The sequence below is a fragment of the uncultured Microbulbifer sp. genome (assembly GCF_947504145.1).
Lineage (GTDB): Bacteria > Pseudomonadota > Gammaproteobacteria > Pseudomonadales > Cellvibrionaceae > Microbulbifer.
Window position 1 is genome coordinate 422,824 of sequence record NZ_CANNGQ010000001.1, and the last position, 26,672, is coordinate 449,495.

At 58.4% G+C, this 26,672-nt stretch carries 24 protein-coding genes and 2 pseudogenes; 13 read left to right on the forward strand and 13 right to left on the reverse strand.

Annotated elements, in window-relative coordinates:
* The first annotated feature begins 82 nt into the window (after window positions 1-82).
* On the forward strand, window positions 83-1,660 hold the full coding sequence (gene guaA, locus Q1A74_RS01925; protein ID WP_299591885.1) for a glutamine-hydrolyzing GMP synthase: 1,578 nt from the start codon (window positions 83-85) through the stop codon (window positions 1,658-1,660).
* A 27-nt stretch (window positions 1,661-1,687) separates the two neighbouring features.
* Here guaA and Q1A74_RS01930 read toward each other — a convergent pair whose 3' ends face one another.
* Together Q1A74_RS01930 and Q1A74_RS01935 are read right to left on the reverse strand one after the other, a co-directional pair.
* Window positions 1,688-2,776: a hypothetical protein gene (locus Q1A74_RS01930; protein WP_299591887.1), complete on the reverse strand. Its 1,089-nt coding sequence runs from the start codon at window positions 2,774-2,776 to the stop codon at window positions 1,688-1,690.
* Complete coding sequence (locus tag Q1A74_RS01935; protein WP_299591889.1) at window positions 2,769-4,292, reverse strand: adenylate/guanylate cyclase domain-containing protein; 1,524 nt, start codon at window positions 4,290-4,292, stop codon at window positions 2,769-2,771. Before Q1A74_RS01935 ends, Q1A74_RS01930 begins: the two co-directional genes overlap by 8 nt.
* A gap of 386 nt (window positions 4,293-4,678) precedes the next feature.
* On the opposite strand from Q1A74_RS01935, the gene Q1A74_RS01940 reads away from it, so the two are divergent.
* Genes Q1A74_RS01940 through Q1A74_RS01955 form a run of 4 tightly spaced genes read left to right on the forward strand, consistent with a single transcriptional unit; the run spans window position 4,679 to window position 9,131 of the window.
* A complete protein-coding gene (locus Q1A74_RS01940; protein WP_299591891.1) occupies window positions 4,679-5,497 on the forward strand; it encodes a hypothetical protein in 819 nt (272 codons plus the stop codon).
* A 45-nt stretch (window positions 5,498-5,542) separates the two neighbouring features.
* Window positions 5,543-6,580 (forward strand): extracellular solute-binding protein, encoded by a 1,038-nt coding sequence (locus tag Q1A74_RS01945; protein ID WP_299591893.1) that lies wholly within the window; start codon window positions 5,543-5,545, stop codon window positions 6,578-6,580.
* The gene (locus Q1A74_RS01950; protein ID WP_299591895.1) at window positions 6,577-8,103 is read left to right on the forward strand and encodes an iron ABC transporter permease; all 1,527 of its coding nucleotides are present in this window, start codon (window positions 6,577-6,579) and stop codon (window positions 8,101-8,103) included. The genes Q1A74_RS01945 and Q1A74_RS01950 overlap by 4 nt, the downstream gene beginning before the upstream one ends.
* Before the next feature lie 8 nt (window positions 8,104-8,111).
* Window positions 8,112-9,131, forward strand: coding sequence for an ABC transporter ATP-binding protein (locus tag Q1A74_RS01955; protein ID WP_299591897.1), 1,020 nt, complete (start codon window positions 8,112-8,114; stop codon window positions 9,129-9,131).
* A gap of 538 nt (window positions 9,132-9,669) precedes the next feature.
* Here the strand turns inward: Q1A74_RS01955 and Q1A74_RS01960 are convergent.
* The 8 genes from Q1A74_RS01960 to Q1A74_RS01995 all read right to left on the reverse strand — a co-directional run bounded on the left by Q1A74_RS01960 (window position 9,670) and on the right by Q1A74_RS01995 (window position 16,179).
* Window positions 9,670-10,761 (reverse strand): OmpA family protein, encoded by a 1,092-nt coding sequence (locus Q1A74_RS01960; RefSeq protein ID WP_299591898.1) that lies wholly within the window; start codon window positions 10,759-10,761, stop codon window positions 9,670-9,672.
* A 305-nt stretch (window positions 10,762-11,066) separates the two neighbouring features.
* Window positions 11,067-11,837 (reverse strand): RNA methyltransferase, encoded by a 771-nt coding sequence (locus tag Q1A74_RS01965; RefSeq protein WP_299591900.1) that lies wholly within the window; start codon window positions 11,835-11,837, stop codon window positions 11,067-11,069.
* 4 nt (window positions 11,838-11,841) lie between these two features.
* Complete coding sequence (locus Q1A74_RS01970) at window positions 11,842-12,798, reverse strand: Rossmann-like and DUF2520 domain-containing protein (RefSeq protein ID WP_299591902.1); 957 nt, start codon at window positions 12,796-12,798, stop codon at window positions 11,842-11,844.
* Window positions 12,799-13,554 carry a pyridoxine 5'-phosphate synthase gene (locus tag Q1A74_RS01975; RefSeq protein WP_299591904.1) on the reverse strand — a complete coding sequence of 252 codons (756 nt, stop codon included), beginning with the start codon at window positions 13,552-13,554 and terminating at the stop codon, window positions 12,799-12,801.
* The gene (locus tag Q1A74_RS01980; protein WP_299591905.1) at window positions 13,551-14,195 is read right to left on the reverse strand and encodes a peptidylprolyl isomerase; all 645 of its coding nucleotides are present in this window, start codon (window positions 14,193-14,195) and stop codon (window positions 13,551-13,553) included. Before Q1A74_RS01980 ends, Q1A74_RS01975 begins: the two co-directional genes overlap by 4 nt.
* A 113-nt stretch (window positions 14,196-14,308) precedes the next feature.
* Window positions 14,309-14,992, reverse strand: a complete 684-nt coding sequence (locus tag Q1A74_RS01985; RefSeq protein WP_299591906.1) for a TIGR04211 family SH3 domain-containing protein — start codon at window positions 14,990-14,992, stop codon at window positions 14,309-14,311.
* A 73-nt stretch (window positions 14,993-15,065) separates the two neighbouring features.
* Window positions 15,066-15,365: a YciI family protein gene (locus Q1A74_RS01990; RefSeq protein WP_299591908.1), complete on the reverse strand. Its 300-nt coding sequence runs from the start codon at window positions 15,363-15,365 to the stop codon at window positions 15,066-15,068.
* A 76-nt stretch (window positions 15,366-15,441) separates the two neighbouring features.
* Window positions 15,442-16,179, reverse strand: a complete 738-nt coding sequence (locus tag Q1A74_RS01995) for a VC0807 family protein (RefSeq protein ID WP_299593812.1) — start codon at window positions 16,177-16,179, stop codon at window positions 15,442-15,444.
* A gap of 337 nt (window positions 16,180-16,516) precedes the next feature.
* Between Q1A74_RS01995 and Q1A74_RS02000 the strand changes: the two genes are divergently transcribed.
* The 5 genes and pseudogenes from Q1A74_RS02000 to rluB form a co-directional block, all read left to right on the forward strand.
* The gene (locus tag Q1A74_RS02000; protein ID WP_299591909.1) at window positions 16,517-17,461 is read left to right on the forward strand and encodes a PHP domain-containing protein; all 945 of its coding nucleotides are present in this window, start codon (window positions 16,517-16,519) and stop codon (window positions 17,459-17,461) included.
* A gap of 49 nt (window positions 17,462-17,510) precedes the next feature.
* Complete coding sequence (locus Q1A74_RS02005; RefSeq protein WP_299591911.1) at window positions 17,511-18,134, forward strand: L-threonylcarbamoyladenylate synthase; 624 nt, start codon at window positions 17,511-17,513, stop codon at window positions 18,132-18,134.
* 114 nt (window positions 18,135-18,248) lie between these two features.
* Window positions 18,249-19,184: pseudogene (locus Q1A74_RS02010) on the forward strand (ScpA family protein); the annotation flags it as partial.
* Window positions 19,185-19,517: 333 nt separating this feature from the next.
* A complete protein-coding gene (gene scpB, locus Q1A74_RS02015; protein ID WP_299591912.1) occupies window positions 19,518-20,525 on the forward strand; it encodes an SMC-Scp complex subunit ScpB in 1,008 nt (335 codons plus the stop codon).
* Window positions 20,522-21,346 (forward strand): annotated as a pseudogene (gene rluB, locus Q1A74_RS02020) (23S rRNA pseudouridine(2605) synthase RluB); the annotation flags it as partial. The gene scpB and the pseudogene rluB, both read left to right, overlap by 4 nt.
* Window positions 21,347-21,716: 370 nt before the next feature.
* On the opposite strand, the gene Q1A74_RS02025 reads toward rluB, so the two are convergent.
* The 3 genes from Q1A74_RS02025 to Q1A74_RS02035 form a co-directional block, all read right to left on the reverse strand.
* On the reverse strand, window positions 21,717-22,424 hold the full coding sequence (locus Q1A74_RS02025) for an SRPBCC family protein (protein WP_299591916.1): 708 nt from the start codon (window positions 22,422-22,424) through the stop codon (window positions 21,717-21,719).
* A 165-nt stretch (window positions 22,425-22,589) separates the two neighbouring features.
* Window positions 22,590-23,963: an ATP-binding protein gene (locus Q1A74_RS02030; protein WP_299591918.1), complete on the reverse strand. Its 1,374-nt coding sequence runs from the start codon at window positions 23,961-23,963 to the stop codon at window positions 22,590-22,592.
* A 9-nt stretch (window positions 23,964-23,972) separates the two neighbouring features.
* On the reverse strand, window positions 23,973-24,677 hold the full coding sequence (locus tag Q1A74_RS02035) for a response regulator transcription factor (protein WP_299591920.1): 705 nt from the start codon (window positions 24,675-24,677) through the stop codon (window positions 23,973-23,975).
* Window positions 24,678-24,949: 272 nt separating this feature from the next.
* On the opposite strand from Q1A74_RS02035, the gene Q1A74_RS02040 reads away from it, so the two are divergent.
* The 3 genes from Q1A74_RS02040 (at window position 24,950) to Q1A74_RS02050 (ending at window position 26,639) form a co-directional block, all read left to right on the forward strand.
* On the forward strand, window positions 24,950-25,447 hold the full coding sequence (locus tag Q1A74_RS02040; protein ID WP_299591922.1) for a Spy/CpxP family protein refolding chaperone: 498 nt from the start codon (window positions 24,950-24,952) through the stop codon (window positions 25,445-25,447).
* A 255-nt stretch (window positions 25,448-25,702) separates the two neighbouring features.
* Window positions 25,703-26,254 carry a flavodoxin gene (locus Q1A74_RS02045; protein WP_299591923.1) on the forward strand — a complete coding sequence of 184 codons (552 nt, stop codon included), beginning with the start codon at window positions 25,703-25,705 and terminating at the stop codon, window positions 26,252-26,254.
* 7 nt (window positions 26,255-26,261) lie between these two features.
* Entirely contained in the window at window positions 26,262-26,639 is a 378-nt protein-coding gene (locus Q1A74_RS02050; protein WP_299591924.1) for a hypothetical protein, read from the forward strand.
* Window positions 26,640-26,672: the final 33 nt, after the last annotated feature.

A 26,672-nucleotide genomic window follows, 5' to 3' on the forward strand; every position in this document is an offset into this window, starting at 1 on the left:
AATTAGAAGTGCACTTTCAAGTGAACCGCAAACGGACCTCTCAGGGTCCGTTTGCCGTTTATAAAACCGTTACGAGTAAGCCATGAGCCAAGATATCCATTCCAGCCGAATCCTGATCCTCGACTTCGGTTCCCAGTACACTCAGTTGATCGCCCGCCGTGTGCGCGAGCTGGGTGTGTTCTCCGAGATCCGCGCTTTCGATATGAGCGACGAGGAGATCCGCGCGTACAACCCCCAGGGCGTGATTCTCGCCGGTGGCCCGGAATCGGTGCCGGAAGCCGGTTCCCCGCGCGCGCCGCAGGCGGTGTTCGAGCTGGGTGTACCGGTACTGGGTATCTGCTACGGCATGCAAACCATGGCGCACCAGCTTGGGGGCGCTGTGGAAGGCAGCGAAGTTCGCGAGTTCGGCTATGCGCAGGTAAAGGTGGAAGGAGAGTCTGCGCTGCTGCACGACATCAAGGATCACCTTGCCGACGACGGCGGCGCGCTGCTGGACGTATGGATGAGTCACGGTGATAAAGTCGTGAAGATGCCGGAGGGTTTCGAGCTGATGGCCTCCACACCCTCCTGCCCGATTGCCGGTATGTACAACGCGGAGAAGAATTTCTTCGGTGTGCAATTCCACCCGGAAGTGACCCACACCCTGCAGGGCAACCGTATTTACGAGCACTTCGTGATGCAGCTGTGCGGCTGCGAAAAGTTGTGGACTCCGGCAAACATCATCGAAGACTCCATTGCCAAAGTGCGTGCACAAGTGGGCAGCTCCAAGGTGCTGCTGGGCCTGTCCGGGGGTGTTGACAGCTCCGTGGTTGCCGCGCTGCTGCACAAGGCCATTGGCAATCAGCTCACCTGTGTATTCGTGGACAACGGCCTGTTGCGCAAGAACGAAGGCGATCAGGTGATGCAGATGTTCGCTGACAATATGGGTGTCAAGGTCATCCGCTCTGATGCGGAAGAATTATTCCTCTCCCGCCTCGCCGGTGAGGATGAACCGGAAGCCAAGCGCAAAATCATCGGTAACACCTTTATCGAAATTTTTGACAAGGAAGCGGCGGAGCTGCAAGACGTCAAGTTCCTCGCCCAGGGCACCATCTACCCGGATGTGATCGAGTCCGCCGCCGCGAAAACCGGCAAAGCGCACGTGATCAAGTCTCACCACAATGTTGGCGGCCTGCCGGATGATATGGCGCTGGAGCTTGTGGAACCGCTGCGCGAACTGTTTAAAGATGAAGTGCGCAAGATCGGCCTGGAGCTGGGCCTGCCGTACGACATGGTCTATCGCCACCCGTTCCCGGGACCGGGTCTGGGTGTGCGTATTCTTGGCGAAGTGAAAAAAGAGTACGCGGATATCCTGCGCGAAGCGGACGCGATCTTTATCGAGGAATTACACAACGCAGACTGGTACCACAAAACCAGCCAGGCATTTGTGGTGTTCTTGCCAGTCAAGTCGGTCGGCGTAGTGGGCGACGGCCGCCGCTATGAATATGTGGTTGCGCTGCGTGCAGTGGAAACCGTGGATTTCATGACTGCGCGCTGGGCACACCTGCCTTACGAACTGATCGAGAAGGTGTCCAATCGCATCATCAATGAGATTGAGCATATCTCGCGGGTAGCCTATGACGTTTCCAGCAAGCCACCAGCGACGATTGAGTGGGAGTAAGTAGAGCGTTGCAGGTGTGAGTGGCGACTAGCGCTCAGCACCGAAGGGCGCGGATAGCGCCCTCAAGTTTTCCAGCAGTTTTTCCGCCCGGGCAATGTTGGATTGCAGTTCAACATTCTCCGGCGCGAGGTTTCTTGCTTCGCGCCATACGTCCAGAGCCTGTTCGATTTTTCCCTGGCTATAGAGCTCACCACCTTGCTGAATCGCGCCGTTGACTCGAGCGTCCAGCTGCGCCTGATACTGTATTTGCAGGGGGCGGAGCTGTGAAGGGGCTGGCGATCGCTGCTGAAGTTCCTGAAGGTATTTCTGCGCCTCGATAAGCTCGCCGGCACTCAATGCTTCTTGCAGTTTTAGAATGGCGACCTTGTTATCTTTTACCGGGGAAACCCTGGCCGGGCGACGTTTTGGCGGGCTGAGCTTTTGCCTGGTCAGCGCCAGGTCCGATTCTATTTTTTCGAGTTCGCCACTGTCTGGCTGCAGGTCGTCACCGTAAAGACCTCTGGCCACTTCGAGGCCGCGCTGTGCCAGTGCGTATTCCCGTCGCCCCAGTGCTGCCTGCGCATGTTCCTGCAAATCTTTGGCGGACGCGCGGCGTTTTCGATTGAAGTTCTTTAATTCCAGCCAGTTCATCAGGCCGGGGCCTTTCAGCTTGTGCAGCCGCTGGTAAGCCTCGACGTCTTTCAGCAATTGTTCGCCCCGATGGATCTCCAGATCCATACGCACCCGTTCTTCCCGCAACTGCCGCCGCGTTTCCAATTGTGTTTGCGCGGTCAGTAAAGCACGGCTTTCCGGCAGTATGCGGGCGGCGCTGCTCAACACTTGCTGCGCGCCGTGCCAGTCGTCCTGCTGCTCGAGACCGCTCGCGGTGTTTATTACTTCACGTTCGAATTCTTGCACCCGGGTATCCAGTTGCTGGATGGATTTCTGCTGGGCAGGCGTCGGTGCTTCCAGCCCCCGGAGGTCGTTCAATTCGATGGATTGTTGGCGCACCCGTTGAGCTGTGCCGGGGGGAAAGCCGTGGAGTGCTTCTTGAGACGGAAGTACGCTGCAGGAGGGCAGGGTCTGCAGTGCGGGTATCAATACAAAACAGGCAAGCGTTAACCGGCCATTACGCATGGTCTATTGCTCGCTCGCTCTGCGGTGAAGTCCGGCTGTCCAGCACGTTTTGCAGGTTGGCTTGCAACTGAGGCAGCGCGTCGTGATGGATACTCTGTACAGAGTAAATCTGTACCGGTTTCGATTTTCCGCGGATGGGCAGAAGCTGTTCGGCTTTGGCGGTGATGCGCGGCTCCAGCATGGTAAACAGTTGTTTGCGAATGATGATCTGTTTTGGCTCCGCTTCACTACACAAGCGCGAAGCGAGGTTCACGGCATCCCCGACGACGGTGTATTCCATCCGCTCTTCTGAACCCAGGTTGCCGGCCAGCATGGCGCCGCAGTTGATACCGATGCGAAAATGTACTTCGGGGCGTCCGTCTGCACTGCGTTGCTCGTTGAGTTGCGCCGCCAGTTGTTGAATCAATATAGCGCAGCTGACGGCACTGAAGGCGTGGTCGCTGTCGTCGTCCAGCACGCCGAACACCAGCATCGCACAGTCGCCGATAAATTTATCCACCACGCCGCCATACAACGAGCAGGCACGGGAAATGTAGGTGAAATATTCGTTTAACAGTTCTGAAACCTGGCTCGGCTGCAGGTCCTCCGACATGGCGGTAAAGCCGGTGATATCGGCAAACAGCACGGTCGCTTCAATGGGCCTGTCAACCAGGCGGACTTCATCCAGGTTGGCGAGCACCTTGTCGGCGACGTTTTTGGACACATAGCGGGAAAAGACCTGCTCGACTTGGGACTTTTTCAACAGGCCGGCCGCCATGTTGTTAAAACCTTCAAACAGGTAGCCGATCTCATCATTGCGCCGCTGATCAATGCGGGTTGCCAAATCGCCGCGGCCAATGGCTTCGGTGGCTTCCATCAGGTGGTGGATGGGCAGAGACAGGCGACGGCTCAGCCAGTAGGCCAACAGGGAGGCCAGTAAAGTCATCGCGAGAGTGGCGTAGATAATCGTTTCGCGGGCACTGACTGCAGCCTGATCCATTTGCGATGCGGACAGAGTCACGACCACCGATCCGACGTGTACGCCTTGGTAGGAAGCCGGGGCGATAAAGCTGATCAATCGCTCTTGTTGGTTTTCAGGGGTGTTGTAAAACCAGGGCTGCGCAATGATCTCATCAGCCGCGGAAGGGACTTTTGTGGTAGCAGGTTGAACGCCCACCGACGACAGCAAATCGCCATTGTGTGCGTAGATACCGGCACCGAGGATTTTTTCATCCTGGCCCAGGTTGGCAGTGAGCATGCTCAGGTTCAGGCTGTTTTCTGACAGGATGGGTTCACTGGCCAGCTTCGCCAGTTGTCGCGCCATGGTGTTGCCGAAGTCGTGTAGCTGTGACCGAATCAGGCGGTTCTGGTTGTCACTGATCACCAGCCCGAGGCTCGTCATACCCAGCACCAGTAGTAATGTCATCACCAGTGCCAGCTTGAGCGCGATTGGAACGTGAGCGGGGCGCATATTTTGCAGGCGCACTTGTAGACCGTTAGCAATGTGCCGCAAGATGACTTTCGACTTGGTGATCAACGGGTGCGCTCTTCTTTATAAAAGTATCAGGTGCTTTGGGCAGTTCAGACGGGACTATACCAGTTTTTGGGTGAATTTATGACCAATCTTGAGGCGTTCGGCGGCTGGTCGGGGGATTGGTTTTGGCGTATTTAACCACTCGGGACCACGTGATTCTCAAGACTAGATTGTAGGTGAAATGCCTGCCTCGGGCTGGTAGCATTCTGCCGCAGCCGGGAACGCGAATAGATTCTCGATCCCACCATCAGTCGTAACACCATCTTCCGACGGAAGTGACCGGTTATCCAGCCCTTGCCCGTTTGCAGGACCAGGGGGGAAGCCGATAGCGCTTTATCTCGATTTTGATAATGAGTATCATTTGCGGGATTCGAACACTAGGAGTGACTATGCAACCTCAAAACCAACTTCGGAAGAATCACGCGCTGGGCCTGATCTTCGGCCTGTTCGCACTTGTGACTGCGGGCCAGGTATCTGCCAATGGCGCCATCGGTGACCACGTCAACGATCTGAAAGCGCACCTGGGTCAGTACTCCGAAGAAGTGAATTGGCTGGTCGGCAAATACGATGGTGTGGTGAACACTTACGAAACAAAAGGCAAGAAAGGCACCGATACTCAGCAGTTGATCGACTTCTGGGAAGAGGTGGACTTCCACTCCGCCATTGAAACCAATTACGTACCGGTGTACGCCAACATCTGGCAGGGTATTTACGGTGTGAAACAGGCGATTGAAGCGGGTAAGCCAGTGGCCGAAGTGCGCGCCGAGCAGGATAAACTGAACAGCGCTTTCTGGCAGGCGTTGGGCGCAGTGAAGCTTGCCGCTCAGTTCCAGGAAAAAGGCCTGCTGGCAAAGGTCCAGACCACGGAAGCCGAGCCTACCACCATGCCGGCAACCCTGGACGATATCAAACACCGCCTGGATCGCGTTGTGGCAAAATACGCTGAGAAACTGCCGGAAGCCGCCACCTCCATCGTGCATGACACTTACCTGCATCGTTTTGAAGGAGTGGAAGGTGCGCTGATCGAGCAGGATGCCGCTCTGGTAGAAGACCTGGAAAAAGATTTCAACGTAACTTTGCCGCAGGCGCTGGACGGAAAAACCAGTGTGGACGAAGTGCGCAAGGTGGTGGAGTCCATGCAGGTGAAGCTGGATAAAGCCAAGTCGCTTCTCGTTGAAGCGGAGAAAAACCGCAAGGATGTTTTCTGATCATTCGGTAAAACCGCTTTGAACATGTCACAGTAAGGACAGTCAGTGCAGCGCAGAGATTTTTTACACAACCTGGCTGCAGTTGGTGCGATCAGCTGCTTGCCAATGTCCATCCAGCGCAGCCTGGCGGCGCAAGCCGGCGCTGTTTCCGTGGATCAGTTGCCGAAGCTGGAAGGCGACATCACTCTGTACCTCGGAAGAGGTGAGGGTGGCTTGTATGAAAATGTCCTTGAGGCCATTCGCAAGCGCAATCCAAAGCTGAACCTGCAGATTCGCCGCGGTGCTACTGCGGCACTGGCCAACAGTATCGTGGCCGAGGCCAAGGCTGGTGTGCGCCGTGCAGATGTTTTCTGGGCGGTGGATTCCGGGGCGATCGGCCTGGTGAGTGACGCGGGCTTGGCGCGACCGCTGCCGGCAGATCTCACCAACCAGTTGAAGCCCGGCTTCCAGTACCCTGAGTGGGCGCCGGTGACCGGGCGTGTTCGCACCCTGCCATACAATACCGACCGGCTGACTGCGGAGCAGATTCCGGACAGCGTTATGGCGCTCGCCGATAGCGACTTTTCCATAGGCTGGGCGCCGGCCTATGCATCTTTCCAGTCCTTTGTTACCGCCATGCGCCTGCTGGAAGGCGAAAAAGCCACGGCAGACTGGTTGCGCGGGGTCAATGAGCGCGCTACTAACTACGCGGGTGAACTGGGTGTGGTGATGGCGGTAGAGCGCGGAGAAGTGGATCTGGGCTTTGCCAACCACTATTACACCCTGCGCCTGAAAAGCGGAAAGCCGGATGCAAAAGTTGATCTCGCGTTTACCAAAAATGACGCCGGTTGCCTGGTGAATGCATCGGGGATTCTGGCGCTGTCTGAAGGCGACCTGCCGATCAATTTCATCCGCTACCTGCTGACCAGAGAAGTGCAGTCCTACCTCGCCAGCGAAGCCTACGAAATCCCGCTGGTGGACGGCGTCAAACCACCGCAGGGACTGCCTTCCCTCAGTACTATCTCGCCGCCGAAAGTTGACCTTACGCAACTGGCGGATCTTCGTCCCACTCTGAACCTGATGCGCCGTGTCGGGGTTCTATGAGCCTGCCGCAAGGGGTGCGATGGCCAGCGTCTTATCCGCTGGCGCTGGTGATTGCGCTACTGGCATTCGTGCCCGTGGGCGTACTCGTGGGGCTCGCGTCTGACAGTGCGGAGCTGTTCGATGCGCACAACCTTCGGGTTCTCACTAATACCCTGTTACTGATGTTGTTTACGGTACTCGGATCCGTCGCGATCGGAGTGCCGCTGGCTTTGATAACCGCCTACGTACAATTACCCTGGCGCAGATTGTGGTTGATTGTGCTGGCCGCGCCTCTGGCAATTCCCAGTTATATCGGTGCATTCACGCTGTATGCGGCCTTTGGTCGCGGTGGAGAAATCCAGCAGCTGCTCGGTTGGCCAATGCCCGCAGTGAATGGCCTCGCCGGTGCGACACTGGTAATGACACTTTATTCCTATCCCTTCGTGATGCTCACTACACGCGCGTCTCTGCTGAGTCTGGACGCAAGCCTGGTAAACGCTGCGCGGACCCTCGGTATGACGATCGGTGCGAGTCTGTGGAGAGTGGTGTTGCCGCGTGTCGTTACCGGTATTGCCGCGGGCGCTTTGCTGGTTGCGCTGTACACGCTGTCTGATTTCGGCACGCCGGCGATCATGCGCCTGGACACCTTTACCCGGGTGATTTTCGTCGAGTACAACGCATTCGGCTTGAGCCAGGCGGCGATGTTGTCGTTGCAATTATTGGTTATTGTGGGGCTGGTGCTGTTTCTGGAATCCCGCGTGCGCGGCAGCGCGGAGCGGCCAGGCCGCCACTTGACTCTGTGGCCCTCGCGCGGGCAAAAATGGTTGATGGTACTGGTGTTTGCGCCGGTGATTCTGCTCGCCATTGTGCTGCCGCTACTGGTATTCGGGATCTGGTTGGTGCGCGAGGGTACCGGGGGATTTGATTTTACCTACGCGTGGAATTCTGCTCACGCCTCCTTTCTCGCTGCCCTGGTGGCAGTGGTACTGGCTATCCCGGTTGCACACGCGGCGATTGCCGGCCGTGCCGGGCGCTTTATGGAGCGTTTGACCTATTTCGGCTTCGGTGTGCCAGGCATCGTCATGGGTACCGCGCTGGTGTACGTTGGGCTGCAGTTACCCTTCCTGTATCAGACCCTGGGCCTGCTGGTGCTGGCTTATGTTTTACGGTTTCTGCCACTGGCCGTTGGTTCTGTACGCTCCACCGCCGAAGGTCTGGATCCCAGCCTGGTAAAAGCGGCACGCCTTTTGGGGGCAAGTCCGCGCGAAGCTTTTCAGCGCATCACGCTGCCGCTCACGGTTCGCGGTATGGTGGCTGGTGCCGCGTTGGTTTTTCTGGAGGCCATGCGGGAGCTGCCGGCGACGCTGATGCTCGGGCCTACCGGTTTTGAAACTCTGGCCACTTACTTGTGGCGAGTGTATGAGGCGGGTTATTTTGGCCGCGCGGCCATTCCTGGCCTGCTTCTGGTATTGATGTCTGCGCTGGGGTTGGCATTGATGTTGTCCGGCGAGCGTCGCGCCGAATTTGATGTTACTGGGAAATAAGCGCAGCCATGCTGAAAGTGAGCAACCTGTCGGTCAATTACGGTTCTACCCGAGTAGTAAAGAATCTGAATCTCGCCCTCGGAGACGACGAAGTCCTGATGCTGGTGGGACCCACAGGCTGTGGGAAAACCACCATTCTACAGGCGCTGGCCGGTTTGATTCCGGTTTCCGAAGGGGAGATACAGCTGGGGCCCTGGCGGTCTACCCCGAATAAGTCGGTACCGCCGGAGAAGCGCAATGTGGGCATGGTGTTCCAGGACTTCGCGCTGTTTCCGCATTTGACAGTACAGCAGAACGTCTGCTTCCGGCTCACCGATACCGCGTTGGCGGACCACTGGCTGAATCTGCTCGGATTGGAGAGCTTTCGTCAGGTGAAACCGGCGAGCTTATCCGGTGGGCAGAAGCAGCGGGTGGCGTTGGCGCGAACGCTGGCACACGAGCCCGCATTCGTGCTGCTTGATGAGCCGCTTTCCAACCTCGATGCAGCGCTCAAAGACAGCTTGCGCTGGGAAATTCGCGAGGCGCTAAAGACGGCGGGTATCCCCGCAATCTGGGTGACCCACGACCAGGAAGAAGCGCTATCTATTGGCGACCGGGTTGGGGTGCTCAATGGCGGGGAGCTGGAGCAGCTGGATACCCCCGAGCGCTGTTTTTCTGAACCGGCGAGCCGGTTTGTGGCGCGGTTTCTGGGTGAGGCGAGTTTTCTGCCAGGGCAACTGCAGCAAGCGCAGGTGGAAACCGAACTCGGGGTGGCCCCCGGTATTCCTATCGAGGGTGCGCGGGGGGCGGTGGATCTCCTGATGCGCCCGGATGACCTTTCGCTGGCGCCCTCTGCGAGCGGCAATGGTGTGGTTGACTGGGTCCGCTATGAAGGTTGCTCTCGCCTGTATGCGGTGACGGTCGGCAGCGGCTCCCAGGTGCGGGTGCGCACCAGCCACGAGGTGCAGGCGGGCCCCGGTGATCGCGTGCAGCTTGCGATCATCACCACCCACCCGCTGGCGGCCTTTCAGCGCGGCGATCTGGGCTGAGGGGTTGGTCAGGCCAACTTTGCTTTTAATTCCGCTTTTCCCTCTCAACCGTAAATTGCGGACCTGCGGAGGCGGCCGGTGCGCCAAAATTGGTTGCTCCGCTTACCCTTCGATCAATCCGCGCGTTGCTCCTGTGCAAATTACCAATCCCCGTTACTTGTTCTACATCCGGCGGTAAATTCAGTAGCCCATTCGGGCTAGTGCGAAAACCTTTCCACAGCGTCCGGTGAACATTTCGGGGGCTTCAGTTACGTCGCAAATTTGTCAAGTGTGTTTTGAAGTCGATTACAACTTATTGATTTTTAATGGATTTTCCATTTGGTTAAATTTTCTTCACAAAGTGGTTACAACGGCGTAATGCGGGCTGGCGGCGTTTTCCAGACTGTTGTTCACAGACATATCCACAGATTCTGTGGATTGTGAATAAAAAAGCCAGCGATTGCCGGCTTTTGTGCTACTCGTGAGCGCTCAATAGTGCATTGGCGAGTTGGCGCTCCGCTGCGTCGCGCTCAACCCGCCTCGCGGTTGTCATACCAGATCAGCGGAATGTCAGCTCTACCCGACGATTCTGGGCGCGGCCGGCTTTGGTTGCGTTGCTCGCCACCGGTTGGGTTTCCCCGTAGCCTTTTGCGCTGATGCGGGAAGCGCTGATGCCATTCTGGATCAGATAGCGGCGTACGGACTCGGCGCGCTGGCCGGAAAGGCGCAGGTTGTAGCCATCGTCACCCTGACTGTCGGTGTGTCCGGCTACTTCCACCTGGGTGTTGGACTGGTCGCGCAGAGACCGGACTACCTTATTCAGTGAGGCCTCTGCTCTCGCCGTCAGTTTGGCGGAGTTGAGTTCAAACTGGATGTTTTCCAGAGTGATGGTCTGCTCGGCCACCACACAGCCAAACTCGTCCACTTGGGCACCGGGCAAGGTGTTGGGGCAGCGGTCGTTGCGGTCGAGAACACCGTCGCCATCGCTGTCCAGATTGACAATTTCCGGTTTGGGTTCCGGGGGCGGTGGTGCGGCAACGGGGGTGGCTACCGGAGGGCAGCTGAGCGGAATGCTGAGGCCAAAACCAAACTGCCAGTCGTTCATATCACCCGCAAAGAAGTCCCGCATGTACCGCACTTCCGCACGTATCTTCAGGCCGCTGCGGCTGATGGCTCCACTGGTGATACCCGCACCCAGGTTTACGAAGGCATTGGTGTCCTGATAGCCGTAGTCGTATTTGGTGTTGTTGTGGGTTACCCCGACGCCGCCCAGCAGGAATGGTGAATAGCCCTGTCGGCCATTGAAGTGGTAGACCGCATCCATGCCCAGCCCGGAGAGGTCGTTATCGCCACTGGGGTAAAGTTCATCGGAAAACGGGGGTGGGGGAGGGGCAAAGTTGCTGTCATTTTCATCCAGCTGGGTGCCAAACAGGTGGACTTCGGTGAACCAGTTGCCACTGGTTTGCCAGCCGTAGGCGGCGCGCAGACCGGCAGCCTGGCGCTCGGTATTGCGTTCTTCATCCACGCGGGTGAGGAAGGGCATGATGTCGATGTACTTGTCTTCCTGGGCTACTGCCTGTGTGGTGGCGGTCAGCGCCGCGACCAGTGCAATCCCCGCAATTTTTTTCATGGGCACGTGTGTTGAGTGCATAAATGGCTTCCTTGGGTTTTGTTGATTATTCAAAGTGTCCGAAATCGGTTTGGACAAGCGCGAGGGCTACTGGCTTTCGAATTGGTTGTTTGGACAGCGCGCTTACTTTATGACCGGATCGAGTAATCTGGTTTATACCCGTTACTTATTAGTTGATCTTGGCGACTTTTCCAGTGCTGGGGCGTACCAAATACAAACTTTTGGCGGGGATTTATTTATATGGCATCGGCGCGTCGGAAAACGCGCGCGAATTGATCAGATAGCGGGGCGGGAGATATTTGACGGAGTGTTTTGATTCCTGAGGATCAATGCTGATGCCGGAAGCTGATCAGCGCTGCAGTAATGGCAACATTCAGGCTCTCGACGTTGTTTTGCATGGGGATACGCAGGCGGTGGGTGCAGGCTTTCTCCACTGCGGGCCCGACCCCATGGGTTTCGTTGCCCAGTACGAATATGTTTGGCTGTGCCGAGTCGATGGTGCGCAGGGTGTCATCCGCGTGGGAGGAAAGGGCGCACACCCGGGCACCGATATCCGCGAACTTTTCAAGAATCGGTGCCAGTTGCTCGCAACGCAGGATGCGGGTTTTGAACAGGGTGCCGACACTGGCCTTGATCACCAGTGGATCGATCTGTGCGCAGCCCTTGCGCGGCAGGATAATGCCATCGATTCCCCCGGCGCAGGCGGAGCGGATGATCATGCCCAGGTTCTGGGGATTGGTGATGCCGTCGAGTGCCAGCAGCTCGAAATGGGTGCCGCGGTGTTCGTCCAGAAACGTTTCCGCTGTGCCGTAGCGGGGAAGTGCAAGATCCAGTGCCACACCCTGATCCTGGCGCGCATTTTTTGAGATTCGCGACAGCCCCTTCCGGTCCCAGTGGGCAATTTCGATCTTGCGCTCAGCGGCCAGCTGTTCGATACGCGAGATAAGCTGATCCTTACGGTTGCTGTCCGCCAGATGCAGTTTGTGCACCGGCAGACTGTCGTCTTCCAGTGCTTCCAGCACGGGTTTACGCCCGTAAATGGTCAACAGGCTATCGAAGAAGGCGCGTTTTTTCAGGTATTCGGGGGAGTCGTTCACGATTTTACAGTTTGGCCTGGGATGGGTTGACTTGGGGTGGGTTGTCGAAAAGGGTTTGGAAATTGTGCGCCACGGCGGAATCCAGGCCGGCTCTGGTGGCCATCGGCAGTGCGGCTTTACCCAGCAGCCGGTAGATGTCGGCGAGCGGCGGTGGCGCAGCTTGTGGTTGTGTTTTTGCCACTTCGGTGAGCGCACCAAGCTGTCGAGTCACGGTCTGAAGATCGCCGCGTGCCAGCGGGCCGGTGAGGGCGTTTTCCGGGCCCAGAGCAAAGTTGTTTTTTGCAGTCTGCAGCACGATCGGCTCGAGCAGCTTGCGTGCGGTATTTTCGTCGATACCTGCAGCGGCAAAGGTTTGCAGGCTGAGATCCATCAATACGGTCAGGTAATTGCACGCTATCACCGAGCCGGTGTGATAGAGCACCTTTTGCTCGGGGCTCAGGGTAATACTGGTGCAGTCCAGTTGGGCAAACATGCCCTCGAGGTATTCCCTGGCAAGTGCATCGCCCTCGAGGGCGACGAAGGTGCCGGCCAGGCTGTTCACGGAGCGCTCTGGGTCGGCGAAGCTGTGCACCGGGTGGGCGCTGGCAATTTTTGCCGGCGCGCAGGCAGTTAGTGCGCTGGACGACAAGGCGCCGCTGCAGTGAAAAACCACGGGGGTAGCGCCGGTGGATTGTGCTTCGGCGTTTGCGCTTTGCAGTCGAATGGCGAGCTCTGCGGCAACCGCTTCGATATGGTCATCGGCCACGGCGATCAACCAGAAATCTGCCGGCGCCATCGATTGAATATCGGCGACCGGGGCACCGGCGCCGATGAAGGCTGTGGCATCCGTGGCGCTGGCTAGGGTGCGATTACAGATATTGCCAACGCGGAAGACGCCGCGCTCAGACCACAAGCGTGCAAGGGTGCGGCCGAGGTTGCCCGCGCCGATGATGTTGAGGGTGCGCAACTTCGGTGTGTGCAACTATTTGCCCGCCAGGCAGTTGGCGTAGGCGGCCACGGCGTTGGCGAGCCCCATGTTGATTGCATCAACCGTCAGCGCATGGCCGATAGACACTTCCTGCAGCCCCGGCAGGGTGCGATAGCGGGGCAGGTTGATCAGGTTGAGATCGTGCCCGGCATTGATGCCGAGCCCCAGGTGCAGCGCGTGTTCCGCAGCGGCGCAGTGGGCGGTGAAAATAGGCTCCAGGTCTTTGCTCTGGCGTGCAACGGCCTCTGCGTACGGTCCGGTGTACAGCTCAATGCGGTCGGCGCCTATTTCCCTGGCGAGGCTGATCTGGGTTTTGTCCGGATCCATAAACAGGCTCACACGGATACCCGCATCGCGCAGTTGCTGGATGATGGGTTCCAGGCGTGCACCATCTTTATTCAGGTCAAAGCCGTGGTCGGAGGTCAGCTGGTCGTTGCTGTCGGGTACCAGGGTGCATTGTTGCGGCCGGGTTTCCAGTACCAGTGGTAGAAGCCCGGGGTAGCTGCCCATTGCACCGGCAAAGGGGTTGCCTTCCACGTTGAATTCAATCTGCCGTGTGGCACACAGAGAGGAGAGGTCACGCACATCGTGGGGGCGAATATGTCGCTGATCCGGACGCGGGTGCACGGTAATGCCATCGGCGCCTGCATCCAGACAGGTACGGGCGTGCGCGACCACATCGGGAAAATTGCCTTCGCGGGAATTGCGGATCAGGGCGATTTTGTTGAGGTTGACGCTGAGTGCAATCACTGGCCGTTCTCTCCGGTTGCGGACGGGGTTTGGGCATCGGTGTCGGGGCTGCTTTCGGAACTGGCGTCGCGGTCTTTGCGTTGAGCCTTCAGTATGCGGACCGGTGTATTGGGTGCATCAGTGAACGCTTTGTGCTGGCCGCGGGGCTCCGCGGCAATGCGCTGTGCCACGTTCATGCCCAGTAACACTTTGCCGAATACCGTGTACCCGGGCTTGTTGGCGCTGCCGTCCAGGCGGCTGTTGTCCACCAGGTTGATGAAGAACTGGGCGGTGGCGCTGTTCGGGTCACTGGTGCGGGCCATGGCAATGGTGCCGCGCTCGTTGGAGAGGCCATTGTCCGACTCATTGACCACCGGATCGCGGGTGGGCTTTTCCTGAAAGTCGAAAGTGAAGCCGCCGCCCTGGGCCATAAAGCCCGGGATTACCCGGTGAAAGATCGTGCCGTTGTAAAAGCCGCTGTCCACATAGGCGAGAAAGTTTTCTACGGTTTCCGGCGCTTTGTCTGCGTAGAGTACCAGCTCGATGGTGCCCAGATCTGTTTCCAGTTCCACCCGAGGATTGTTGGTAATGGCCAGGGTAAGGCTTGAAAAACACAACAGGGTGGCGGCAATCAGGGTACTGAGCTTGGCGGTGTGCTTCATACGGTAGTCTCTGGTTATGTTTCTGCAAAACAAAAAGGCCCGGTCAGTGACCGGGCCTTATGAGCCGGTTTCGAAATTCTAACCGCTGCTCAGTGTCGTGGGGAAGGTATTGATTAATTTGCCCACTCGGAGTTGCGTTTGCGCGGCCTGAAGTGTGGCGCGACCATGGCCAGGATTGCGCCCATCAGTACGGAAATGGCACCGTACATATACCACTTCTGGGTTTCGCTGCCAGACAGGCGCTGAATCTCGGCCTGATTCATGGACTGCTTCTGTTTCAGTAGTTCGTGTTGATTGAGCAGCTTCTGATGGCGCTGGTTTAGCGCTACCGCTTCAGCGGATAGAGACTTCAGCTCTTTCAGTTCTTTTGCCAGGGTTTCGGCGCGCGCCTGTTCCGCTTTCAGTGCGGTAGTCAGTTTGCTGTTGGTTTCCTCCAGGCGACGGACTTCACCGCCCAGGTTGCCCTGCAGGCTTTCGATGTGTTCCAGGCGGGCTTCTGCCTGCGCCAGTTTCAGCTTGGCTACTGGCTCTGCTTCAAGATACTGACGGCGTATCCAGCCCTCTTCGCCACCGGGCGTGCGGACCTGAGCCCAGCCGGTGTCCGGGGAGTCTTGCAGCAGGGTCAGTTTGGTGCCGCTGGGAAGGCCGCGGTGCAGGATGCGGAATTCGTTACCCTGGCCTGAGCGCATGGGGACATGCAGCTCATCGGTAATATAGCGCTCGGAGCTGATGGCCTGGCTGTGACTTGCGGCGAGCGCAATCAGGGAGGCGGCGAGGGTGTTGAATAGCTTTTTCATGGTCTGGGATAAATCGTGTACTGGAAAATAGTTTTCGTGCGTTTGGACATCGTGGTGACTGCCAGTTCGTAAATCAGGGCAGCACCAGTTTGTACGGTTTGACGGTGACCGCCGAGTAGACGCCAGCTTCCATATACGGGTCGGCGTCTGCCCAGGCTTTGGCATCATCGAGAGATGGAAACTCAGCCACTACGAGGCTGCCGGTAAAACCGGCTTCGCCCGGATCTTCGCTGTCAATCGCTGGGTGTGGGCCTGCGATCAGCAACCGCCCCTGATCTTTGAGATCGTTGAGGCGAGCGATGTGCTGCGGGCGAGCAGATTTGCGCAGTGGCAGACTGTTTTCCACGTCCTGACTGATGATGGCGTACCACATAATTAAATTCTGTTTCCTGAGTTCCGTTTTTATTAATTCGATCGTTTTTTTGTGTGCGGAGCACGCTGCCGGCTCACTACTGCTCGATCATGATTTCTTCCAGTTTCAGCCCGGTCAGTTTGCCGATCCGGCGAAACAGGAAAAACAGGGCAAACATCAGAATGATGGTGGCCGGTACAAAAATAACCGGGTAGCTCATGGCGGTCATCTTCCCGAGCTCGGCATTGAACGCCTCGGTGCCCGGTGGGCTTACCAGCATGATTTTCGCCAGAATGTAATTGAGTGCGGATGAAAGGAAGAACGAGCCGGCGATCATCCAGGAGGTGTGCAGCAGAGTGCGGTCAAACGCGGCGGTATTACCCTGGTGCTGCAGTGCTCGGGCAACCTTCGCCGTATCGAGGAGCCGGTCGTTGTAGATGAGAGTCTTTACCAGTGGCCAGCGGGTATACAGGGAGGCCATGGTGGCAATCCCGAGCAGGCCGGGAATGGCCGCTTCTTTAATGGCCATATATTCCGCATCCAGCTCGAGCAGGCTGATGCTGCCAGTTAGCAGAATGCTGATGATGCCGAGGGCGGAAAAGAAATTGACTTTGCCGGAGCTCAGCAAGTCGCGCAGCCCGTAGGCCAGCGGGAATGCCAGTGCCACCACAATAGCCAACTTGGTGCCTAGCCAGTCATCACCGGACAGCTTGGTGAGAATCAGCGTGGGAATGACAATGTTGATTAGGAGGTTGCCCAGAAAGCTCTCTTTCTTTGGGGCTTTCTCGGAAGCGCTGCCCTGGGGGTTATCCAGCGTTTCGTTATTGGGCGCCATCGGATCACTGGTGTCGATCAGCTGGCTGGAATTGCGTTGATTACTATCGGTCATGGTCTGTTCCGGTGATAATGCCCGCTGGCTGACGGTACAGCTGTCAGTGGCGAAATTGGATCCCCTACGCGGGGCCTTATCCCTGAAACCGGTCTGGCGCGCTCTGGGCTAGTCTTCCTGACGCCGCAAAGTATTGAGACGACAGGGCAGTGTAAAAGTTCCATCCGCATACCTGCGCATGGGGGAGGCCGAAGGCCTGTTCTCGCCAGTGCGTATTTCTCAGAACACGGTTTTAGCCGCGCCACTAATCCGGCAACCAGGAACCCAATTATGAAGTTTGAGTATGGCCTTTATCGCCCCTGAACAACAATCCACTGCGCTCCTCAGGCTGACTGAGGAGGCGCTATCCGGTCGGGTCGACCTGCACTGCCACAGTACCGCATCTGACGGTATTTTAAGCCCTGCAGCGCTGGTGTCGAGGGCGAAATCCGCTGGTGTGACACTTTTGGCCCTCACCGACCACGACACCGTGGCGGGAATTGACGAGGCCCGGCAAGAGGCTGGCCGCCTGGAGATGACGCTCCTGCCGGGTATCGAGCTGACCGCGCGCTGGGGGCGACGTGTCGTCCACATTGTGGGGCTGAATGTCGACTGTGATGCCATCGCACTGAAAGGCGCGATCAGCGAGCGGGATGCATTGCGCCGCAGCAGGGCGGCACAGATTGCCGAGCGTCTTGAAAAGCGCGGCTTTGCGGGTGCCTTTGACGGTGCCCGGGCACTGGCAGATGGCGGCGTGATTGGCCGGCCACACTTTGCGCGCTGGATGGTGGATCAGGGATATGTGCCGGATACCGCCAAGGCCTTCAAGCGCTACCTCGGCGCCGGCAAGATAGGCGATGTGTCGGTGCCCTGGCCGGAGCTTGCGGATACACTCGCCAGCGTCCGCGCCAGCGGTGGCGCTTCCGTCCTGGCTCACCCTCTGAAATACGGCCTGACCCGGACCCGATTACAGGCGCTGCTGACCGATTTCCAGCGCGCTGGCGGCGATGCAGTAGAAGTGGTGTGTGGTCAGCAAAACCCGGTGCAGACCCGTGAGATCCTCGCTCTGGTAGAGCGCGTCGCCAGTCTGAGTAGTGATGAGCGCCAATCCCGGCCGCTGCTCGCCTCTGTGGGCAGCGATTTCCACCAGCCGGACCAGCCCTGGCGGGCGCTGGGCTGTGTGCGCTTGCCGGCAGGCGTCGAGCCGGTGTGGAATCTGTGGCAAACTGGCAGCATTCAGGCCCAATAACAGAGGCCCATAACAGCAGGTCGCTTCTTTTGTCTTCAGGGGGTAGTTAGTGGCGCAGTTCTTCCAGATTCACCCGGAAAATCCTCAGTCCCGTCTGATCGGTCAGGCGTCAGATATCATCTCTGCCGGCGGTGTGATCGTGTTTCCCACCGATTCCGCGTACGCCATCGGCTGCCGACTGGGAGACAAGCTCGCGGTGGAGCGTATTCGCGCGATCCGTCAGCTGGATAAAAATCACAATTTCACTCTGATGTGTCGGGACCTGTCCGAGCTGGCGCGGTTCGCCAAGGTGGACAACCAGATGTTCCGCCTGCTGAAAAATCACACGCCCGGCCCCTATACCTTTATCATGCCGGCGACCTCCGAGGTGCCGCGCCGCCTGCTGCATCCCAAGCGCAAGACCATTGGCCTGCGGGTGCCCGATAACCCCATTGTGCAGGGCCTGATTGCCGCTCTGGGCGAGCCCCTGATGAGCTGTAGCCTGATCATGCCCGGCGATGAACAGCCACTCACTGACCCCTACGATATCCGCGATACCCTGGAGCATCAGGTAGAGCTGGTAATTGATGGTGGATTCTGCGGTCTCGAAGCTACCACCGTGGTCGATCTGACTGGGGACGAAGCAGTACTGGTGCGTCAGGGCTGCGGTGCGATTGATGAAATTCTCAGCTGACACTGATGTATAATCGCCCGTTTGGTTTTGCCGAAGGACTGCAGTGTGTCCAGTGAAGAATTAGAAGAAGCGATCGCGGTCGCCGCCGGTGAAACCCGCGGGGATGACGAGGTCGTGGGCGAAGCCCCTGTAGATCCCGTGGAGGCCGCTGCCGCAGCGGTACACAAGGCGGTTGAAGAGACCGCTGGCGAGGCATCGCCCGATAGCGTCCAAGAGGGCCTCGACTCAGGGGCGCCCTCCGTCGAGCAGGCCCACAACGCGGGCCCCCGCCAGAGTGAGATGCCTTTCGCCATGGTGGAAGGCAAGGCGTTTACCGATCTGCCCAGCGACTTGTATATCCCACCGGATGCACTGGAAGTCATTCTCGAGGCGTTTGAAGGCCCCCTCGATCTGCTGCTGTACCTGATCCGCCGCCAGAATCTCGACATTCTCGAGATCAACGTGGCCGACATCACCCGCCAGTACATGACCTACGTGGACATGATGACTGCGATCCGCTTCGAGCTGGCCGCGGAATATCTGGTGATGGCCGCCATGCTGGCGGAGATCAAATCGCGCATGCTGCTGCCGCGCCCACCGGAAGCGGAAGAAGAGGAGGGTGAAGATCCCCGCGCGGCCCTGATCCGCCGCCTGCAGGAATACGAACGCTTTAAAACTGCCGCAGAAGATGTAGACGAGCTGCCCCGTATGGGCCGCGATATTCACCAGGCCAGCGCCGCCGGCCCAGACCGTAAGCTCACCCGCCCCGAGCCGGAGGTGGACCTGAAAGAGGTGCTCGTCGCGCTGGCAGACGTATTGCGCCGTGCCGACATGTTCGAGAGCCACCAGGTAGAGAAAGAAAAACTCTCCACCCGCGAGCGGATGACCCAGGTGCTGGACAAAATCCGACACCGCCAGTTTGTGCCCTTCGTGAGCCTGTTCCGTGCGGAGGAGGGGCGCCTGGGCGTGGTGGTTACCTTCCTGGCGGTGATGGAGCTGGTGAAAGAATCTCTGGTGGAGCTGGTACAGAACGAAGCTTTTGGCCAGATTCACGTGCGCGCCCGCGGTGAGGTCGAGCAACCGTCCGATGATCTGGACCGCGACGACGAGCGGGCAGAGCCACAACCTGACAATGACAGCGATGTGTTCGGAGAAAGTAATTCGGAGCTGCTGGACGAGCCGAACGAACAGCCGGTCGGAGCCTTGGGTGATGCCTTGGATAGCATCGTGGATAGTACCGTGGATAGCACCCTGGATAGAGAGCCGAATACCGTCGTATCCGATGCTGAACCGGACCCCGGTGACGCACCCAGTGACGAAACTGCGGCCGAAAGCGAACAAGAACCCGAAGTTGAAACAGCGCCGTCGCTGTTCAGCCGATAGATAGCAAGTGAACGCAATCAGATGACTATTGCCCCGGAACTACTGCGCCGGATTGTGGAAGGCGCACTGCTGGCAGCGGCACAACCGCTGTCAGAAGACCGTCTGCTCTCTCTGATCGAGGAGGGCGAGCGACCCGAGAAGTCCGCACTGCGCGAAGCGCTGGAGGAAATCGCGGAAAGCTGTGCCGAGCGCGGTTTCGAGCTCAAGCAGGTGGCCAGCGGCTGGCGCTATCAGGTGCCGGAGGATCTGGCGCCCTGGGTCAACAAGCTGTGGGAAGAAAAGCCCCAGAAGTACTCCCGCGCGACTCTGGAGACGCTCGCCATTATCGCCTATCGCCAGCCGATTACTCGCGGTGATATCGAGGAAATCCGCGGTGTGGCGGTGAGCTCGCATATTGTGAGAAGCCTGTCTGAGCGGGGCTGGATCAAGGTCGTGGGGCAGCGCGATGTACCGGGCAAGCCCTCGCTCTATGCCACTACCAGAGAGTTTCTGGATTACTTCAACCTCAAGAGCCTGGAAGACCTGCCGACCCTGGCAGAGATTCGCGATATCGAAAGCCTCAATGCGGCACTCGACCTGGGTGAAGGTGGCGCCCCTGCCGAGCCCAACGATGTAACCCCGGATACCGACAACGAAGCGCCGGAAGCGGTTGAGGCCGATACTGAAACTACCTCTGGCGACGTGCAGGAAGAAACGCACACAGAGGCCGCCGATGAGGCAGTTTCTGGCGATCAGGCGGACGCCGGAGAAGAAAACGATCAGCAGGCGGTAGCGGAAGACTACGCTGAAGAAGCGGAAAGCCCGGAAATCGACGTGAATTTGGAGGCTGAGCATCTCGACGAAGCTACCTCTGACGTGTCGGATCTGAGCCAGGATGAAACGAACCTGGACGAAACGACTGCGGAGAGCTCCGTAGACGACGAATCCTTGCCCAATGAATTTGATGAAGTGCCGGAGTCCGAGGAATCGCCCGAGCAGGAAGCCGTCAATGATGATGAAAACAAATCCCCGGAAAACCTCAATTCATGAGTAATGACGCAGCGCCAGCGGGCGAAAAACTGCAAAAAGTCCTGGCCCGTGCGGGCCTCGGTTCGCGCCGGGAAATGGAACGCGCCATCGAGGCGGGCCGTGTTACCGTCAATGGTGAAGTGGCGGGCCTCGGCGAGCGGGTTACCGAAGATGATCAGGTCCAGTTTGATGGCAAGCGCCTGCCTGGCGGCGAAGAAAACCGTCTGCGGGTAATCCTCTACAACAAACCCATTGGTGAGATCTGTTCCCGCCACGACCCGGAAGGGCGCCCCACGGTGTACGACCGTCTGCCGCGCCTGAAAAGCGGGCGCTGGATTTCCGTCGGGCGGCTGGATTTCAATACCAGTGGTCTGTTGTTGTTTACCAATAGCGGCGAGCTGGCCAATAAGTTGATGCACCCATCTTCCGTCATCGATCGCGAATACCTGGTGCGAATCCAGGGGCACGTGGATGATGACGTGAAAGAGCGCCTGACCAAGGGCGTGTTGCTGGACGACGGGCAGGCGCGCTTTACCGATATTGTTGAGAGTGGTGGTGAAGGTACCAACCGCTGGTTCTATTGTGTGGTGATGGAAGGGCGCAACCGTGAAGTGCGTCGTCTGTGGGAATCTCAGGGGGTGCGCGTTAGCCGCCTCAAACGTGTGCGCTACGGCAGCGTGTTTATTCCGTCCCATGTGCGTGTTGGTCAGTGGGTGGAAATGGAGCCCAAAGAGATCGACGACCTGTGTATCACCGCTGGGTTGCCGAAGCTGGGCCAGCGCCCACTGACACCGGCCGAGAAAGAGACCCTGCAACGCCAGCGTCGCAAGCTGCGTAAATCCCCCGCCCCCTCTGGCGGGCGGACGCCGGTCAAAAGCGCCTCTGAAAAATCGGCCGAGGGCAAAGCCGAGCCTGCGAAATCCGCTGCCGGAAAAGGCAGTTTGGGGAAAGGCAGTTCAGGGAAAAGTGTCTCGGGGAGAGTGTCCGCGGGCAAAAGTACCGGTAAAAGCTTCTCAGGAAGGGGGGCTTCGGGGAAGAGCTCTTTCGGGGATGACTCCCGAGGGTCGCGCGAATCGCGAGGAACCCGCGGAAACGGTGCGTCGAAGAAGGGCAACATCAAGCCGTCGCGGAGACGGTGAGAACCTTAGTACACGCATTGGCGTAAAAATAGAAAAGGCAGCGAAAGCTGCCTTTTCTCGTTTTTGACTCGGGTCAGGGTTGTTCTTCCTGATCAAATTCTTCCAGCGCATCGCCATCCGTATCCGGCTCTTCGATGTCATCCCCTTCAATGATCTGGTTTTCCATGCCGGGGTCGACATTTTCCGGCTCCAGGGTGCCGGGCTCGGAGGATGTGGGAGGAGGCATAGAGGCGTCTGGTGACGCTTGCGCCGGGTTGCCCGCTTCCTCTTCCACGGTGCTTTTCAACTTCTGCAGGCCCTGCTCAAAGGACTGCCCCACCATTCTGGATACCATTAATCCCATCCAGCGGGCGATGGGGCTGCCGCCCATCTCGGAGGAAAAAGACCAGGTGACATTGGTGCCGCTGCCCTGGGGCTGCAGGGTGAACTCTGCATTGGCCTGGCCCTGTGCACCGAAATCCAGCGCAGTGGCCACGCGGGAATAGGGTTCACTGGCGGTGATTGTCTGGGAACCGTTGCCAACACTGGGGTCGTCGCTGGTCCATTTCATCACCGCACCGTTGCCTTCCGGGAAGCCCTCGTAGCTGTACTCGGTTTCGGGGTCTATCTGGTACCAGGGGGACCACTTGTTGAAGTTGCGGAAATTATTCAGATAGGGGAACACCACTTGTGGCGGTTCCGCGATATACACGCTGCGTTCGGTGGTGGCGACCCGCGGAAAGAGAAAGCCGGCCAGTACCAGCAGGGCGAGAAAAATAAGAATGTACAGTATCCAGCGCACGATGGACTCCCCGATCAGATTTATGTCAGCCGCCCCGGCGGGCCGGCATTTTTGTTTTCCACCCCGTGCTGAGGGGTGGTATCAGGTACAGCTGTGACTGAGGAGTTTACTGACTAGTGCGATTCTTCGCCAGCCGGGTGGGAGGGAAGAACAATCTTTCCCAGATTAAAAGCTTGTGTCGAGCAGGGGCAGGGTAATCCGGATTCCCAGACCCGCCGCGGGTACGTTGAATGCGTCAATGGTGCCGCTGTGTTGCACTACGGTGCGCTGGGCGATGGCCAGCCCCAGGCCAAACCCCCCGCTCTCGCGGCTGCGGGCTTCATCCGTGCGGTAGAAGGGGCGGAAGATTGCCTGCAGTTCGGATTCCGGCACGCCGTTGCCGGAATCGGTGACCTGAATGGTGCACTGATCGCCTATGTGTTTTATTTCCACCGCGACCCGGCCGCCATCTTCACTGTACTTGATGGCGTTGCGCAAAATGTTTTCCAGCGCGGCGGTGAGTGAACTGCCGCGGGTGGCCACCAGTAACTCGCGACCATCGCTGCGAGTGTCCAGGCATATCCCGCGCTGGCGAGCTTCATCTTTCAGGTCTTCGGTCAACGCGGCCAGCAGGCTGTTGACCTCCACCACGTCGTCCAGTGGCCGTTCCTCGTCGCCGCTCACCGGCAGGGAGAGAATGTCGGCGATGATGTCTTCCAGGTAATCGGCTGCCTTGCCAATCTTGTCCAGTTCCGGGTCCAGGGCCTGTACGTTTTTCTGCCGCGCGATGCCCAGGGCTACTTGCAGACGGGCCAGGGGCGAGCGCAGTTCATGAGAGACATCCTTGATCAACCGGCGTTGTTCGCCCATGGATTCCTGTAGTTGGGCGGTCATCGAGTCGAAATCCGCCGCCAGTTCACCCAGCTCCCGGCCGTGGCCGCGCAGGGTGGGGGTGACCCGGTAGCTGAGGTCGCCAGCCGCCACCCGGCGCGTTGCAGTGCGCAGGTTGTCGAGGGGTTTACTCAGGTAGCGGGCCAGCCAGTAGCACGCGAGCCCGGAGGCGAGGGTGGCGAGTACCAGAATCGGCCAGAAGCTGCGCAGGATAAAGCGCAGCAACAGTTCGCCTTTGCTCTTGCCCGCAATAAACACCACGCGCAGATTGTCGGTGCCGCGCTGGGGCACGAAAAATCCGACACTGGGTTTTTTGTCCACCAGGCCGTGTGCTTCGCGGTTGCGGTAGTTGAGTGCGCTGAACAGGGGCGCCATGGACTGGGGAATGGGGCGGTCGAGAATCTCTGAACCACTGCGGTCAATGGCGAATATACGGTCGCGGACGTCGTCGGGCTGGCGTTCCAGCCAATGGACGAAGTGCTCGCTGCCGTGGCGGCGGGTCATGCGCAGGTTGTGGGTAATCTCCCGGAACAGCTCCGGACCCTCCCAGCGGTCCTTCTGTGCCGGGTCGCCAAACTCGCGGATATGGGTGATATATACCGCCGCCAGTACCATGATTACTGCGGTGAGCCAGGCGCCAAAAAATATCCGGCCGAATAGACTGCTCATGACGTGCCCTTACCCCTGACTGCGCGTCAGCATATATCCGGCGCCACGGATATTGATGATCAGGTCGCGGCTGGCACCCTGTTCCGCCAGCTTCTTGCGGAGGTTACTCACATGCACATCGATGGAGCGGTCGTAGGGCATCAGCTTGCGACCAAGGGCTTGCTCGGTAAGGACTTCCTTGCTGACCACCTCGCCAGCATTTTCTACCAGAACCTTGAGTACGGAGAACTCTGCGCCGGTCAGGTTGACGCTCTGGTCGTCCCACAGGCACTGATGCTCGCGAGGTAGCAGGCGCAATGGGCCGCTGGTGAGGTTGTCATCGTTTGTTTCCACTTCGGTGCGCCCGCGGCGCAGGATCGCGCGCAGGCGCGCGGCCAGTTCCCGGGGATTACAGGGCTTGGGCAGATAGTCGTCGGCCCCCATCTCCAGCCCTACAATGCGGTCCACGGTGTCGCCTTTGGCGGTGAGCATCACCACCGGCAGTGAATGTCCCGGGGTGGCTGAGTCCTCACGCAGTTTGCGCAGGACATCAAAGCCGTTATGTACCGGCAGCATCACGTCGAGAACCAGGGCGTCAAATGGCTGGCTGCGGGCCAGCTCCAGGCCGCGGCCACCGTCGTTCGCAACGGTTACGTCAAATCCTTCTCCTACCAGAAACTCTTCCAGCAGCTCTGTCAGTTCGGTGTCGTCATCGACCAGCAGGATATGGCTCATGGGTCTTGTGTGTCCGGTTGATTCGCTTCTCGGTTCGCTCAATCAGGGCAACCGCCTGTGTATGGAGGGATTATATGCGCAGCAGCACCGGGTTCCGGGGAAAGGTTTTGCGTGTTTTACCGTTCTTAACAAATGTTTACCGCCGTTATCCCCTGTTTACAGTGCATGAGCCTAGTATGCACTTACCGACTCGGGAAACACGAAACGAAACACACCAAACCCGGGATACCCAGAGCCGGTATCCCCAATCGGCATCACTTGAGGATGAGCATATGAACAAATGGAAAGCACTTGCAGGTAGCCTGGTTCTGGGCAGCGCACTGACCACCTCGGGCATGGTTCTGGCATTCCCGGATGGCGGTGAAGGTCACCGCGGCCACAAAGGCCATCACGGTGGCGGCCACCATAAAGAGCGTATGTTTGAACACATGGCGGAAAAGCTGGACCTGACTGAAGGCCAGAAAGCACAGCTGAAAGCCGACCGTGAGGCCGGTAAAGAGTCCCGCAAAGCCGCGCGCAAAGAGGCGCGGGAGCTGCACAAGCAGCTGCGCGAAGCAGTGGCGTCCGGTGCCGACCAGGCCACTCTGGACGCCCTCGGTGCGAAGATTGGTCAGATGGAAGTGCAGAAAATGCAGCGTATGCAGCAGAAGCGCGCCCAGTTCGAATCTATCTTGACCGATGAGCAGAAAGCCAAGCTGGACGCGATGAAGGCCGAGCGCAAGGCCCGCCACGAAGAGCGTATGGAGCGCAAAAAGAGCGACCAAGACTGATTGCCGCTTCGCTCCATTGGATTGCTTGACGGGCTACCGGCGCCCACCCCAACAGCCGGTAGACCATCCCCCTGATGCCCCTGTACCCCACAGGGGCTTTTTTGTTTGGCTCCCGTCGCCCCAGACTGGGCCCTGCTCCTTGCTGAACCTGCCTATTGTTGGGAAAATGCCCGCCGCAAACCGGGGCCGTACAGTCCCGGCAACCTGCCATACACATTCGCTGTGTGGGCAGAACCTGGCAGTTGAGGAGTGATAGTGAGCAAGATCGGCCTGTTTTACGGTAGTGACGAAGGCAACACCGAAGGCATCGCCCAGCGTATCGCCGCGCGGCTGGGGGAGGAGCGGGTGGAGATCCACGATATCGCCGACGTGACTCAGCTGGAAATCGGCGAATACGATCAGTTGATCCTCGGCATTCCTACCTGGGACTTCGGTCAGATCCAGTCCGACTGGGAAGAATTCTGGGAAGATGTGCAGGAAATCGATTTTACCGGTAAAACTGTGGCGCTGTTTGGCCTCGGTGATCAGTTCGGCTACGGCGATTATTTCCTCGATGCCATGGGTATGCTGCACGACGTGATCGTGGCCAATGGCGCTGTGATTGTGGGGCACTGGCCCACCACAGGTTATGAATTTGAAGCTTCCAAGGCGGAGGTGCCGGAGCAGAACATTTTTGTGGGGCTGGCGATCGATGAAGACCAGCAGGAAGAGATGACCGGTAACCGCCTGAACGACTGGTGCGAGCAGATTGCCGAGGAGTTTGGGCTTGAAGGCGGTGCGCAAAGCGTCGCGCGGCTGGAGGATTGATCCGGCCATGCCCAATACTGATTCGTTACCGCTACAGGACTTTTGGCCCTGGCTTGCCGATCACTGCAATTGCATTCTTCGCGCCGGTACCCCGGATTCCATCGTCTACGACGATGACGATTTCCACTGGCGTTTTACCCAGGAGAACCCGCGTACATTGCTGGTTCAGTTGATGCGCGGCAAGCGTCTGATCGGCGAGGTATTCATCGAGCCGGAAATGGTCAGTTCAGTACGTGTGACGCCGGGTGAAAAAGACGAAGTAATTTTTGACCTGATGGCGGAAGCCGATGGCGAGGAGCAGGTGCTCTACTATTTCGTGATGGCGCACGGCCTGGACGAAAGTGAGACTCCGGTACCGACCACCCGGCACGGCAGATTGCACTGACCGGAACGGACACCACAAAAAAACGCGGCACAT

Bases quoted from the DNA above. Each gene is read 5' to 3' on its own strand.
- guaA (WP_299591885.1), top strand. From the start codon at position 83: ATGAGCCAAGATATCCATTCCAGCCGAATCCTGATCCTCGACTTCGGT.
- Q1A74_RS01930 (WP_299591887.1), bottom strand. From the start codon at position 2,776: ATGCGTAATGGCCGGTTAACGCTTGCCTGTTTTGTATTGATACCCGCA.
- Q1A74_RS01940 (WP_299591891.1), top strand. From the start codon at position 4,679: ATGCAACCTCAAAACCAACTTCGGAAGAATCACGCGCTGGGCCTGATC.
- Q1A74_RS01950 (WP_299591895.1), top strand. From the start codon at position 6,577: ATGAGCCTGCCGCAAGGGGTGCGATGGCCAGCGTCTTATCCGCTGGCG.
- Q1A74_RS01955 (WP_299591897.1), top strand. From the start codon at position 8,112: ATGCTGAAAGTGAGCAACCTGTCGGTCAATTACGGTTCTACCCGAGTA.
- Q1A74_RS01960 (WP_299591898.1), bottom strand. From the start codon at position 10,761: ATGCACTCAACACACGTGCCCATGAAAAAAATTGCGGGGATTGCACTG.
- Q1A74_RS01980 (WP_299591905.1), bottom strand. From the start codon at position 14,195: ATGAAGCACACCGCCAAGCTCAGTACCCTGATTGCCGCCACCCTGTTG.
- Q1A74_RS01985 (WP_299591906.1), bottom strand. From the start codon at position 14,992: ATGAAAAAGCTATTCAACACCCTCGCCGCCTCCCTGATTGCGCTCGCC.
- Q1A74_RS01990 (WP_299591908.1), bottom strand. From the start codon at position 15,365: ATGTGGTACGCCATCATCAGTCAGGACGTGGAAAACAGTCTGCCACTG.
- Q1A74_RS01995 (WP_299593812.1), bottom strand. From the start codon at position 16,179: ATGGCGCCCAATAACGAAACGCTGGATAACCCCCAGGGCAGCGCTTCC.
- Q1A74_RS02000 (WP_299591909.1), top strand. From the start codon at position 16,517: ATGGCCTTTATCGCCCCTGAACAACAATCCACTGCGCTCCTCAGGCTG.
- scpB (WP_299591912.1), top strand. From the start codon at position 19,518: ATGACTATTGCCCCGGAACTACTGCGCCGGATTGTGGAAGGCGCACTG.
- Q1A74_RS02030 (WP_299591918.1), bottom strand. From the start codon at position 23,963: ATGAGCAGTCTATTCGGCCGGATATTTTTTGGCGCCTGGCTCACCGCA.
- Q1A74_RS02035 (WP_299591920.1), bottom strand. From the start codon at position 24,677: ATGAGCCATATCCTGCTGGTCGATGACGACACCGAACTGACAGAGCTG.
- Q1A74_RS02040 (WP_299591922.1), top strand. From the start codon at position 24,950: ATGAACAAATGGAAAGCACTTGCAGGTAGCCTGGTTCTGGGCAGCGCA.
- Q1A74_RS02050 (WP_299591924.1), top strand. From the start codon at position 26,262: ATGCCCAATACTGATTCGTTACCGCTACAGGACTTTTGGCCCTGGCTT.